The organism is Anaerobiospirillum succiniciproducens DSM 6400 (genome assembly GCF_000482845.1).
GTDB classification, from domain to species: domain Bacteria; phylum Pseudomonadota; class Gammaproteobacteria; order Enterobacterales; family Succinivibrionaceae; genus Anaerobiospirillum; species Anaerobiospirillum succiniciproducens.
The window spans coordinates 17,950-32,941 of record NZ_AXWV01000019.1; the positions used below are offsets into that span (position 1 = coordinate 17,950).

The following is a 14,992-nucleotide window of genomic DNA, read 5'->3' on the forward strand; positions in this document are numbered from 1 at the left end:
AGCTTACTTGCATAGTAGCTTTTGATATTGGCACTAATCATTTTGCCTTAAGCTATAGCTCAGATTAAACGCTTTGATATCGGAGCATAGATTATAGCCTTTTTTGAATGCAAAAGGACTCATGCAAGCAATCGCCTGTGAGTCAAATATGCCTCAGTGATTATACGCGTGCCTGATAAGAACTATGTAGTTGCTCGTCACAAAGTACAAACAACTTCCATGCTTTCTAGCACATACAAACAATATTAACGCCAAATGGCATTGCCTGCAAATAACCAAGCAGCTGTTTTGCCCATAGATAGCACATTTTTGATAGTTTCTTTTACACAATCAAAAACTTAGATGCCATGGACAAACTTAAATTATTGAACATCGATTGGCAAATATATGTGATTGTACGCTGTAGCTAGTTCCATGCCCAAGTAAAACTTTACACTGCAAACTTAACAATGCGGTTGTATGACGAGCTATACGGATACTGAGCAAAAAACTTGATTATTGCACTGACATCGCGCACAGATGACAAGCATGTATTTTCTCATCCTGAACGTTACTTGCTGCTCTTTAATAAAGTCGTAAGAATGACGATCAGATTATTAATGCTAGCAAACGTTGTAATTTGAGTGTGTTATACCACAACCAATGAACAATAACTCATATCTATGCCACACAAAGCGCATAAGGTTAAAGCAAGATCAAAGCATTGTGTGCAATATCATAGTTATTTTATAGCTTATAACTACGCTATATTGCACTTAGTGCATATAACTTTATCCACAAAATTATCTTTTGCAGCATGTGCACAGATATGTAGAGATCATTTAAAAAGATCACGGCTTCAAAAATACTACACTAACTCCTTAAGATCACCACATGATAGATATTAGTTGTATCTACCATTTCTTAATATAAGCATGTTCATGCAAAGCTTACAAAGCGATTATAGTCAGCAATCAAGCCTAAATTAGAAGCACAAAGATCACTCCTTATTTAGCCTATCTGACATCAATATCATAGATCAAAGATCAAAGATCATAAGATCTTAGCTCGCCATAGACCTTGTTATTTGTATCTTGCAATACGCACTTACTATTGTTGTAGCAAAGCTGCTGCTTGTTAGAAGCTGTAGCCTCTACTGATTAAGCTGCAGTTGCTACTTAACTAGGCGTAGAGCAACTACAAATAATCAGATAAGTTTGGAGCTATCCTAGCTATCCTTGTTGCTACGCTCGCGCTCCATAGCAAGGAACTCCTCTAATGAGAGCACAATCGGCTGAGCACGAGGACGGCCACGTTTAGGTGATGTACCATCGTTTCTAGTATCACTTGATGCTTTTGCACTTACCTTGCTTGTAGATGATCTTCTAGTACGTGTGGTTCTATTTGTCTGTCGCTTCTTTAAGCCAACCAAATCAAGATCGCCATTTGTAGCATCTTCGCTCTCATAGCTTGGGCTGCTATACAAATCATCAGCGCTACTTGAATTTAAGGTCTGAGCGTACATAGCCTCATCAGCAATCTCGTTAAGATACTCTTGCGCTGGTCCTTGTTGATAGTTTGGAGCGCAAGCTGCATGAGAAGCTGAGTCAGGCTCTGTCAGATTTGAAACTGCAACAAATTTAGCCACTGCCTTCTTTTGCATGGCAATGAGCTGATTTTCTTTACGTTGCATTTCACTGGCGCGTTGATGCTTGCGAGCCTCAACTACTTCAATAGTCTTAAAGATAAGCTCAGCAAATTCCTTTTGCGCCATGAACTTCTGTCGCTTAGCCTTAGCTAGCTGCACAATCGTAGCAGTACGCATGATAATATCGTTGAACTCTGCCTGAGCCTGCTCTTTAGAGAGCGTTACATCACGCTTAGGAGCCTCAACTTGTGGTAGATCAGCAGAGAAGTCGCTAACAAAAGCTGGCTCAGTCTGATCGCACATAGCATCAATTTCTTCAAGTAAGTGTTCCGGTATGTCAGATGGAATACTACTAAAATTCGGCTTTTTAGCTACAGCAGCTTGATCCTTGCTATCTTGATCCTTGCTATCTTGATTATTGCTATCTTGATCATTTGCCTTGAAGGCTTTATTCGCGCTTTCATCTAGAAGGTTAAGATCAATTAACTCCTGAATATTCTCAGACTGCTGCTTTTCAAAAACCATCTGACCAAATGCAGCTTTAATCGGATCATACTGCGGTGAGGACGGATCAAGCTCAGGAGCAAGTAAGCGATTACGCTTATCAGCATTAGCTGCACTTGAATCGCCTGATGATTTTTTACCGTCAGCAGCCTTAGTTGTCTGCGCCTCAATATCCGCAGCATAATTTTCAGCAAAAGGATTTGGCATATCAGAAAGACCAACATCAGGCAGAGAAATGTCTGACATGCTGATCTTTACTTCGCGCTTAGACTTAACCTTAGAACGTGATGGTACTGTAATTGACGGAAGAGCAATGCCGTTAATTGATTCGCTATCACTCTTAGATGCACTGCTTGAATCTTTGTCCTCAGAGCTATTAGCCTCTACTGCACCAACGAGATCATCTTGAGAGATGTCAAACTCTTCATCAAGCTGCTCCTTTTGAGCTAACTTAGACTGCTTGAGAGCATGCCTCTTACTATCGGCAATCATAGTAGGAGTATCTTCAAGCTCAGGCTTATCATTGGCAAAAGGTCTATTAGCATCACGTTTCTTTAATCGCGCAGTTGGCGCAATAAGAGCTTCTTGACGCTTACGTTTTACCTGGGCAATAGTATAGGCAAGACGCTCTTGTTCTATGCGTCTTTCTTCTTCACGCTCAGCTACAATTCTTCTACCGTGCTCGGTCTTAACATCAATTTCGCCGTCCTCATCAAAGAGCAAGGAAGGCTTCTTTGCTGTCTTTTTAGGAATTGGACGAGCACCTTCAGACATAATGCGATCGATCTTACGCATCTTGTCAGAATCAGCTTCATCCTTAGCATCAACATTGAGTTGATTGTCTGAGCCATAGGCAAATGCAAAGTCATCTGCATAAAGATCTTCAATACTAGATCTACGGAATTTTTTAGGTTTTTCTTCGGCAACTTTGAAGCCGTCGATTACCATTACCTCATCGCTAGGAGCTTGTCCCTCACGGTTCTTGCCCCATAAGTAGAGATCTTTACGAATATGCTTAAAGCCATTAGCCATTAATTGACAGATACGAGAGCTAGACACGCCAAGGATCGCAGATATTTCCTTAACGTTCATATGCTTTTCGTAGTATAGGCCAATGACATAACGCTCTTTATCAGGAAGATTCTTAAGAGCCTTAACTAAATCCTGATTGAACTGTTCAGCAATGATGCCATCGTAGAGGGTGTCATCATGGAATGGAATGTTCTCACTTTGAGATAGTTCGTAAAGAAAGTCTTCAGTACAGCCTGTATCTTCCACAGCCATAACTTGAGACTGATTGGTGTCCACCATAATAAGATGCAGATCGTTAATATCTACGCCTACATCTTTAGCAATTTCATAATCAGATGGTTCACGACCAAGAATCTGACTTAAACGCTCACGAGCCTCGGTAATAATACGAGCATTAACATGAACAGTACGTGGGGCCCAATCACTACGTCGCAAGCCATCAATGATACTGCCACGAATACGCAATGCAGCATAGCTTTTAAATGACGCGCCTTTGCCGTCAACAAAGTTATTCACAGCATCGATTAGACCAAGCATGCCATTTTGAATAAGATCATTGAGATCTATATTCGCAGGCAGACGTCCTTTGATGAATAAGGCAATGCGCTTAACCAGAGGAGCGTACTCAAGCACCATTTGTTGGCGCTCGGACATACTCTTGTTGGAGTAAGCCTTAATTGCTGAATCATTTGGATCTCTTGGTGCCATGATATGCTCTGCTTCCCAATTCGTTCACTGTATCTGCTCTATAGCCACTACATCATCATAAATAAGAAATAAGACCATCCTAGATTGACCTTGCCTAAGCTTATAGCATTGGCATCATCCTTAAAGTGGTTCTGCCTATTCATAAATTAGTAGCGTGTTAGTAGCTTTGCAGATAGTTTAAGACTGTAGCAATAGACACACTAAGCCTTAACTTTGCCTAGAGTCAAGTATGTAATCTTGCTTAATCGATACAGTCTATTGCAGTCTAATGACAGCTTCAATTTTAAGTACTTAATTAGTGCAGCAACCATTGCTCTGTATGAGAACAACAAAAACTAATGGGCGTACACACTAAACACACACCTAAACAAAGACATTTGAGTCTGAAACTTATTAATAATGCCTACTCTTCATACAACAAACAAAGATTGCTGATGTGTGTAGTCAAGCTATCTTGTTCGATTCTATTAGAATTTACGCGCAACGTCCATGATATAAGCAAGTTTGCGAGAACTTAAACCAATATTTGACTTAACTTTCTCAGTTCTGTACCGAATAAAAAATCACCTAAACTCCTTAGATAAGCCAAATATCAGCACTAGACTACTTAGAAAGGATTTTATTTTGCTTTTGCATGATTTTGCAAATTAAACGAGCGATAGTGCCTTTGAGCGAAAATCACCTTCACTTCTGTAAGTAAATGTATTTCGCTAGGCATAAAAAAACCCGCATAAAGCGGGCTTTTTAGAGGATTACTAGAGTTTTTACAGACCTTGAGCTTTAGCCTCAGCTTTAGCTGCTTCTAAACGCTTTTCAAGATCAGCTGGTGATCCCTTACCATCAGGAGAACTCATTCCTAAAAGACTGCCAATTGGCATAGGAGGCTCATCATTACCAGCCTTGATACTAGCGCCAGTATTCTGGTTAGTGCCATCATCTGGACGCTTGATAAGGTTTTCTACGAAGAACTCTAAGTAACCACCTGGAATATCTGGAATTGGCCAGTTAAGCACGCGACGCGCTAAGCTCTTAAAAGCACGTGCAGCAGGTGCTTGCGGGAATGCATCAACTACGCAGGTACGCTGACGAATAGCTTTGCGCATGTTGATATCAATTGGAATACAGCCGCACAGTTCTAAAGCTACATCTAAGAACTTGTCAGTTAAGGTAACAAGCTTCTTGAACATGAACTTGCCTTCTTCAAGTGAGTGCACCTGATTGGCAATAATGCGGAACTTAGAAACGTCGTAATCGTTTGACAGTACCTTCATCTGGGCATAAGCGTCAGCAACAGAAGTAGACTCGTTGCAAACCACCATGATGACGTCTTGCGCAGCACGGCAAAATGACAGAACCATGTCAGAAATACCAGCTGCAGTATCAACGATTAAGAAATCTACTGGCTCTTCTAAAGAGGAGAAAGCACGGATCAGACCTGCATGCTGATCAACACTTAACTCTGCCATCTCCTTGAGACCTGATGAAGCTGGGACAATGCGTAATCCCTGAGGGCCATCTTGAATAATCTCTTGAAGTGAGCACTCGCCACGTAATACGTGAGCTAAGTTCTTGTGAACCTTTAAGCCCAGCATAACGTCGATATTAGCAAGACCCAAGTCAGCGTCAAATAGCATGACGTGCTTGCCCATTTGACACAGAGCTACTGCTAGATTTAAGGAGACTGATGATTTACCTACACCACCTTTACCACCAGTAACGGTGATGACTTTAACTCTTCTCCATTTGTATTTCTGTACCATACAAACGACACCCTAAATAGTAATCTCTTTGTCAAACAAACGAATCTTATACACTTGAACAACACACAGAGTGTAAAAGTTTCGTAAAACAAAACACTTTAGGTAACAGATAGCTTTTGAGCTACCTTAGATGCTAGCTAATGTAATTAGCTAGACACTACCACGATGTTACAACTAAGGAGCACATATTCAATAGTATGTGTACCATAGTGCTTTGCTAACGTATACCTACGAAACAAAGGCTTTATGCATCAAGCTTTCAACTAGAGATACAAACAAGAACTGAAACGCATTGTGCTCTTGTTATTAACTAAAAAGATCTCATTGAGACCAACTCTAGATGCAAGCTTACTTGCTCTAAGAAAATATGTATCTATATATTACATTAAATCGTGATGCGGACTAATTTATTAAGAGCAATGTTAGCAAAAGATGTTGTAACTAGAAAATATTCTTAATAATGATTATTGTCATGCAATCTAGATCACAATCAATTGATCTAATGTAACTAATATGACACTCATCTGACTTAGACAAGTTACTGCGCCTATGCAATGCAAAAATCAGCCCTACTTTGCAAAAACGCACTAAAAAGTTATTAAGCCGTACTTACAAATGGCTAGTGTATCGTATTTAGCTTGCAAATTATACTAAAGTTCATACACATCTCAACTTACATAATTGACTAAGTATATCAACAAAATATCTAATGCCTGCTCTAAGAGCAGTTCTTATGGGCTGCCATGTATAAAAGATTGACACTAGCATTCAGGTAAACACTATACTCGATCCCCATTAGCTGAACCTTAGCACCACCATTTTCTATCACATAATCTTGTTGGTTTTGGCAACATATATGGCATCAATAACAAGGCAGTATTGGCCTAAGCGGCATACATGTTCTCACTGCATTGCACAATCACAAACCAAAAGACCTCTTAGCAGTCTAAATGCATGGCTACAATTGCTCATTATCGATTAGCCAAAGCACTGAGTTTAAGTAGTCATTTAGCAATTAAGACAATAGTAAGCAGGCTCTTCAATGAAGTATAGATTGTCCTTAGATTAGAGTGGCTAGATTAGACAGATGTAGATCAGATCGGTTTTAGCGCGACTTAATAGTCACCCGGTACGGGATTAAATCGGTTTTAGCGCGAGTTATTAGGACTGGAGCAGATCGAATCTGTTTGGGCAGGATTAGAATGATTGTGCGGCCTTGAAATGACAACGCCTCAAAGAGCTATGAGATCGCAGCACTTAAGATGCATGGCGATGCTATTGAGCTTTTTGAGGCGCGATAAAAGTATTGTCTCTTAGACCTTGCTAAGCATGCTGCGAGCAGTATCATCCTCTACAGCAGACAGAGCACGTCTTGCTAAGGCATTTGGATTTGGAATATCTAAATCCTCAGGCACACGCTGACCATCAGTAATGTAGGAGATCGGCAGCTTCATCTCAATACATAAAGATAAAGCATCACCTACGTTCTGGCACTCGTCGATCTTAGTTAAGATGAGACCAACTAAACCGATAGAAGCAAAGTGATCATAAGCATGCTGTAAGACCTTACGCTGAGTGGTGCAAGGCAGCACTAAATAGTGCTTGAGCTGCAGGCTAGATTGCATCTTAAGCTGAGAGAGCTGAGCATTAAAACGCTCATCCTTAAAGCCTACACCAGCAGTATCCACTAAGATGAGGCTCTTATCTGACAGGGTGTATAAAAGCTGTGGTAACTCAGCAATGTTCTTCACTGCAAAGGTGGAGCATCCCATGATACGACCATAGGTCTTGATCTGCTCAACAGCACCAATACGATAGTGATCAGCTGTAACAATCGCCACACGCTGAGGTCCATAACGCATCACAAAGCGGGCAGCCAGCTTAGCTAGAGTAGTCGTCTTTCCGACACCGGCTGGGCCGATTAAGGTAACGATACCACCCTTAGATACGATCTCATCCTCACCAGTGATGATGGAACGCTCTAAAATACTTAAAAGTTCACGCCATGCGCCGTTGAAAGTAATCTCAGCTGGCAGCTGATTTACAAGGTGATCTGAAACCTTATCTGAGAAGCCTACGCTGCACAGAAGCTTAAAGATCATAGCCTTTACAGGCTCATTACGTGAACGGTTATCTTGCATCAGACCTGCAAGTTCAAATTGTAAAAGCTTACGGATGTTTTCAACCTCAGCACGCATCTTCTCTAAATCTTTACGTACTGCAGCATCAGTAACTGTAGACTGGCGGTAAGTATCGATACCAGCCTTGCTCTCATAAGCTTCTTTTTCTTGCTTGGTCTTAGATTTTACAAAGAAATTCTTAAACTCTCGCTGCTGCGCTAAAGGCAGAGGTGGAGTCTTAAAGAGATCAGCATCCTCGTCGAGTGACGGGTCAATGCGTGAAGGACCAGCCTTCTTGTTCTCAATAGCCATATCGTCGTCATCTCCAGGTACAGGGTTGATAATGCGGGAAACACCAGTTCCCTTTAAAGAGTCAGACTGAGGTCTGCGTGATTGGAGGTAGTCATAATCTCTCTCACGAGTTTGTCCACTCTTTGCTGCAATATCATTAAGCAGTTGATCACCCTGCTCTTTGGACATGGCCTTCTGGCGTTCTAAAATCTCGATCAGACTTTGAGCATAAGCCTGACTCTTGCCACCAATAAGACGGCGATCAGGCTGCGCTTTAGGCTCACGTGAGCTCAGCTGCACCTGATCTTCACCTAAGTCACGTCCAGCAGCCGCATTAATAGCACCACCTGCATTAGTTGGTGCAGGGCGCGGACTTGGAGGTGTACTTGGCTTGTTAACTGGCAGACTCTCTACGCCTGCCACAATTTCAACGCCAGCAGCCACGCGCTTATTGGACATGATGATTGCATCATCTCCGAGCTCATCCTTGACTAAGGTAAGAGCCTCTTTCATGTCCTTAGCTACAAAACGTTTTAGTTTCATCAAAACCACCTATGGTCGCTACAGCTTGCCGGATTCGAGACTTTGGCATGAACCATCTAGCTTGAATAAGACCTAACAAACAATGTTTAGGTTAAGCAACAAAAAAGCTTGCCACCAACACATAGCACTACTCATATCTTAATAACTCATGAACAGTCTAAGTTCATGTTTATATCATTGAGCTTAAAGCAGCCATGCTTGAAGGGGCTATACAAACTAGGTCGAAAAACCACATTAAAGTTGCAGACAGTTGCAGTGATGCGTCAAAAACTCATGCAATCATCAAGACAAAACATCTAGATAGCGGCACGGTGACAATAACTGATTGTATTACTCTGAGCATAGCCTGAACTTAGGCTTAGCTTCGTATGCATCCACACTAGATAGCTGTCTCTGCACTTTAAAGATTAAGTGCTTTTAACAGTCTTAGCGTTGTACGTAAATCAGAATTGCCTAGTTAAATGACGAATAATCACTGTTGAACAGGGGCAAAAGCAAGCAAAATTAATGCCCTTGGATGTTTGCCGCGCCTATTTAAAACAACAGGTGCGCAACCATTTAACTACTGAACAACATCTTGCGAAAACGACAAGTTTTCAGCTAAAGCAATAAGCTAATTTTAGCTATGCAATCAGCTGATAGTCTTTGGCTAATTTCTCATAGTTCGGATATTGTATGAAAAAACTACCCCCATTACCACGCATCTAACGCACATCTTCGCAATTTGGGGCGCACTTATGACTAATTCTACCCAGCATACTTAACATTATGGCAAAAAGTGAAAGCAAAATCGCAATTAAACCCTAGTTACAACACGGTTTGTGAGCATTTTAATGAATGGCTTATTCATCATCACTGAACCGCCGCATAAGCTAATTAGCATACAACCTTTTAATTTTTGACAAACAAATATAGATATTTCGTAGGGCATTCAATTAATTTTACTCAAAACCTAGCGTTAAAGCTGTATGACATCTTTGAGCAAAGCTAACGAATATGTATGTTTGATTGAGTGGTTGATTGATTGATTGATTGATTGATTGATTGATTGATTGATTGATTGATTTAGCAACTCTTTCAAATTCAGTTTTTGCTAAGACACATAACAAAAAACCCCGCTAGTGCGAGGTCTTTTGCTTTTAGATATTTATACCTTTAGTTATCCGCGTAACTGAGGCTGTGCGTTGTTGTTACCAACTACTGACACAATCTTAATCTGCTTATCATCAGGAATCTCTTGGTAAGAGAGTACACGCAGACCAGGAATAGTGTTCTTAACAAAGCGTGACAGAGTTGAACGCAAGATACCTGAAGTAAGCAGAATTGCAGGTTCGCCAGCCATTTCTTGGTTGGCAGTTGCTTCGTACAGAGACTTCTGCATTCTGTCTGCAAGACCAGGCTCAATACCAACGCCTTCGGCACCACCAGTCTCAAGAGACTTATGTAATACCTTCTCAAGATCAGGAGATAAGGTAATTACAGGGATGATGAGATCGCCACCAACAATATCCTGAATAATCAGACGGCGCAGACCGATACGGCATGCAGCGGTAAGAACTTCTGGATCCTGACTCTTTGGAGCGTATTCGACTAAAGTCTCTAAGATGGTACGCATATCGCGAACAGGAACACCCTCATGCAGCAAGTTCTGCAGGAGCTTGGTAAGCAGACCAAGGTTGACGATGTTTGGTACCAGACCACCAACGAGCTTTGGCTGAGTCTTGGAAACAATATCCAGAATGTTCTGAACCTCTTCCTGACCGATTAAGGAAGCGCAGTTATTAGCTAAGATCTGTGATAAGTGAGTTGCAACTACGGTAGAGCAGTCAACCACAGTATAGCCAAGACCTAAAGCACGATCGTTATCCTGCTTGGTAATCCATACAGCCTCGAGACCGAAAGCTGGATCCTTAGTAGCAATACCAGGAACACGACCGAATACCTGACCTGGGTTAATCGCCATATCACGATCAGGCTGAATCTCAGCCTCACCGAAGGTAACACCCATGAGAGTAATACGGTAGCTGTTTGGACCTAAGTCGAGGTTATCACGAATATGTACAGGAGGGATAAGGAAGCCCAAGTCCTGAGATAACTTCTTACGTACACCCTTAACACGGTTGAGAAGCTCACCACCTTGAGCCTTATCCACCATAGGAATAAGACGATAGCCCACTTCAAGACCGATGATATCAACTTCAGATACATCGTCCCAAGAAAGTTCACGCTGATCTGGAGCTGGCTCATCAGGCACTGGAGGTGGAGCCATAGCAGCTTCCATATCCAGACGCTGCTTACGCTTGATAAGGAAGCCAATAAGCATGGAGATAAAGGCTAAGCTTAAGAAAGCGATATGTGGCATGCCAGGAACAATACCCATAACAAAGAGTACGCCGGCAACGATGAACATGGTCTTAGACTGGCTAAAGAGTTCTGATACCACCTGCTGACCCATTTCACTTTCTGAACCAGTCTGACGAGTAACAATAATCGCAGCAGCTACAGAGAGTAACAGGGAAGGAATCTGAGCAACCAGACCGTCACCGATGGACAGTAAGGTATAAATACGGGCTGACTCACCAAAGCTTAAGTCGTGGAAAACGGTACCAATGATAATACCGCCAATAACGTTGATGAACAGGATCAAAATACCTGCAATCGCGTCACCTTTAACGAACTTGGACGCACCGTCCATGGAACCATAGAAGTCAGCTTCACGAGCAATTTCACTACGACGCTCACGGGCCTGCTCTTGATTGATGAGGCCAGCGTTAAGGTCGGCGTCAATAGCCATCTGCTTACCAGGCATAGCATCCAAGGTGAAACGTGCAGACACTTCAGAAATACGTCCAGCACCCTTGGTAACTACAACGAAGTTAATGATAACTAAGATGGCGAATACGATTAAACCAACAGTGTACGAACCACCCATTACCACGTGACCGAAGGCCTCAATCACTTTACCGGCAGCGGCGGTACCATCCTGACCATTAATCAGAATTACACGGGTAGATGCAACGTTCAATGCCAAACGTAAGATCGTAGTCAGCAGCAGAACAGACGGGAATGAGCCGAAATCTAGAGGACGCTTGGAGTAGATTGCAACTAAGAGCACCACCATTGACAGGGCAATGTTGAATGAGAACAACATATCCAGAAGCAATGGAGGAATTGGCAAGGTGACCATTGCTAAACATGCAAGCACGAGCAATGGAGTACCAAGCTTAATCACGCGCAGCTTATTAACGGCAGCGCCACCATAAGCGAGACCGGCTGCAACCTTAGGGTTAGCCTGGGCCTTACTTAGAGCACCGTTAATAGGGGTGCTTATCTTAGTACCGAGGTTAGATAAGAAACTCACTGTCAAAAGTCCGTCTGTAATCAAAAAACCATGATTTAATGGCTCTATGCAAGGATTTTGCCACGCATACGGTGCCTCATATAGCTGATAAATATCGCATTGAAAATGCAGCTAGAGATATGTGGCTCTATCCAAGATAGAAAAGAAAAAAGCATCTTGAGCAGGTCAAAACAATATCCTTATCAAGAGAGCTTTTCTAGGTATGGTCATACGCTCAAACAGTGCTAAGACAATAACTTAAAGCACTTTTGAGCATGCAGCAAACAATTTACGGCGGTCATTATAACCGCATAACCTGACTAAACAAAGAAACTAAGCGACATTGCATTACTTGGGTGAAACTATGTGAATAGCGCCACACCAAAACTGCATTGCCCACATAATTTAGCACTTTTTTACTTACATGCGTGAAACAAAAGCATGTACAAAAGGCACTATCCAAACTCAAGCTACACCCATCAAGCAGCAAACAGGCAACAGCAATACGCCATTACCGCCATCCTACGTTCATTGCAGATATTATGGAAAGAGGCTGCGCTAATACCAACCTATGGCAGATATGAGCCATTAAAGCGGATATATGGACGGCGGCTGCGACCAAATAAGCAAGTAGCGGTTACTGAAAAGCTCTTAATGCCCTCATAGCATAAATCACCAATGGCCTTGTGAATGGACTGCAAATTAACTGCAGTGGTTATAACCATTGGCAATCCTTGTGAGCTACGACGACGTAATAACTCGTTAAAGATCTTCTGAGCAAAAGGATCTAAGGCACTGTTGTCAGAGCACAGACCATCTAGAATCAATAAGTCCGTATTGCAAAAAGCATTGAAGCGGCGATTTCGCTCATTTTTGTCTTCAAAGCTTTCATTATTTGAATAAAACCAAGTTTTCTTGATGTCATCAAAGGTGGTGAGCATGCTCAAAGGCACATCAGGATGGCGGCCAATTTCTGTCTTGCTATGGGTACGCAGCTGCATAAACTTGTTACCAATAGCATGACAAAGACAGGTCTTACCTGTACCCATATCACCAAAGACTAAGAGCATTTGTGGGGTAACCTGAGGATAAATATTGCTAATAAAGCGCAGTGATAAGGTAAAGGCATCATTGTTGAACTTATCACGATTTAAAGTCGCAAAGTTATACTTAGAATCGACATTACCAGAGCGCTTCATATCCTTAACGAAACGACGGTAGTAGTCTTCTTTGCGCTTTCTTACCTCAGCTGCTACCTCAATGGTTTCACGACGACGCATAAGCTCAGCATCACCAGGTCTAACTTCAATATCATCGATATTGATACCAGTGTGCTGTTCAATCTTGCGCAGCAGCATCTCAATTGGAGAGCGTGGACGGGATGAGCTATGAGTTGTAGCATCCTCATCTTGGGTAACTGTCTGTCTTAAATCCTGCACAAAGCCACTATCTTGTGCCGGCACTGCACTTTCACTAGTGTCCTTGCTAGTAGCTTCTGAAGTGCCAAAGTCATCATACTCATCATCTGGGTAATCAGGAGTATCAGGATCAGCAAGCAACATCTGGAAGCGAATCTTAAGCTCCATCTCCAAATGCTCAAAGCGTGCACGCTGTGCTTGCAGCCTTTCAATCAGTGCAGCCTGTTGAGGACTCATACCAGGACGAACGGATGGGATTCGATAGAGCTTAGGAACGAGATCATCATAAGGCGTAGTGGTTTGCTCCACAGCAAGACGTGCACCTTCATAGGTTCTTGAAAACGCCATAGCCTTGGCTGCAGGATCATTAACATTTGCCATCTGCTGCGTATTGCCATTAAACACTATCTTGGAGCTCTCTCTTTCAAGCGGGACACTCTTAGTGTTTTGGCCATTTGACTGCATGGCAATGGTACGTAACTCATCAGAATAACCTGCAGCATTCGCATCAGCTTTAGCAGTTGCTGCAGCATATGCCATTGTCTGAGTATAAGACTGACTCATGGCCTCATCCGAAGCTACATTAGCTGCTCTAGCAGATCCTGCACTAGAGCTTGCATTAGAGCCACCAGCCACAACACTGCCCATATCCGGACCACCCGTATTCTTAGATGCCTGTTCAAAGCCGCCAGCATAAGCAGCCACAGGTGTCATAGGAATATTGGCTCTAGCTTCATAAGACTCTGGAGCTAACTTAAGCTTCTCTTGCGGAGTACCGATTGGCTCATCAATGTTTGAGCCTTTGTTATCAGCGCCCGCCCAACCATTAGCACCACCAGCGCCAGTTACCTGGCCTTGACCAAACTGACCGCCCTGTCCTTGACCAAATTGTCCTGGCTGCATCTGGCCTGGACCAAACTGACCGCCCTGTCCTTGGCCAAATTGACCAGGCTGCATCTGGCCTTGACCAAACTGACCAGGCTGCATCTGTCCTTGGCCAAATTGTCCTGGCTGCATCTGACCTTGACCAAACTGACCGCCCTGTCCTTGACCAGGCTGCAACTGTCCTTGAGCAAATTGTCCTGGCTGCATCTGACCTTGACCTTGGCCATACTGATTTTGCTGAGGCTGAGTGAACTGCCCTGGTGATCTTTGAGCAAACTGACCTTGCTGACCGTACTGATTACCTTTGGCTTGCTGATACTGTGCTTGCTGCATCGCTGCATTGGCATTGGCATTTAGATTTGCAGCGGTACTGGCGTTTGGAGACATTGCACCTTGTGCATAAGAAAAATCATCCTGTACGCCTGGAGCCATGATTAAGGATGGGCCAAGCGGGCCAGTAGATATTGGAGCGGCATTAGGCATTGCAGATGGTATTGCTTGCTGATGCGGCGCTTGGCCTACATTGGCATTATCGATCTGACTAGTGCGCTCAACAATCTGTGGGGTAGCATTGGTGTCAACAAAAGATCCTGATGGTTTGTTGTTATAAGACATTCTCTACCCCCACTTCAGCTCGTATAGCCTCTAGAGTTATAACAGTTGCCAAGCACTAGGCCTATTCATTAGACCAATACTATTAATGCACTCTTAGATCATATCATTTGGCATCAAGCAGACCAAACTAAGCGCTACGATGCTACTTA

General features: G+C 42.7%; 4 protein-coding genes and 1 pseudogene. All 5 read right to left on the minus strand.

All coding sequences use genetic code 11. The features are described 5' to 3' along the window. Positions 1-1,207 precede the first annotated feature (1,207 nt). Positions 1,208-3,871: an RNA polymerase sigma factor FliA gene (gene fliA, locus H524_RS16285; protein ID WP_052338871.1), complete on the minus strand. Its 2,664-nt coding sequence runs from the start codon at positions 3,869-3,871 to the stop codon at positions 1,208-1,210. A 938-nt stretch (positions 3,872-4,809) separates the two neighbouring features. Then, positions 4,810-5,631, minus strand: a pseudogene (locus tag H524_RS13940) (MinD/ParA family ATP-binding protein); the annotation flags it as partial. A gap of 1,313 nt (positions 5,632-6,944) precedes the next feature. Beyond that, a complete protein-coding gene (gene flhF / locus H524_RS13945) occupies positions 6,945-8,585 on the minus strand; it encodes a flagellar biosynthesis GTPase FlhF (protein ID WP_044121345.1) in 1,641 nt (546 codons plus the stop codon). 1,159 nt (positions 8,586-9,744) lie between these two features. Further along, positions 9,745-11,817: a flagellar biosynthesis protein FlhA gene (gene flhA / locus H524_RS0102910; RefSeq protein ID WP_245580435.1), complete on the minus strand. Its 2,073-nt coding sequence runs from the start codon at positions 11,815-11,817 to the stop codon at positions 9,745-9,747. Positions 11,818-12,494: 677 nt separating this feature from the next. Further along, the gene (locus H524_RS16290; RefSeq protein ID WP_027939148.1) at positions 12,495-14,843 is read right to left on the minus strand and encodes a P-loop NTPase family protein; all 2,349 of its coding nucleotides are present in this window, start codon (positions 14,841-14,843) and stop codon (positions 12,495-12,497) included. Positions 14,844-14,992: the final 149 nt, after the last annotated feature.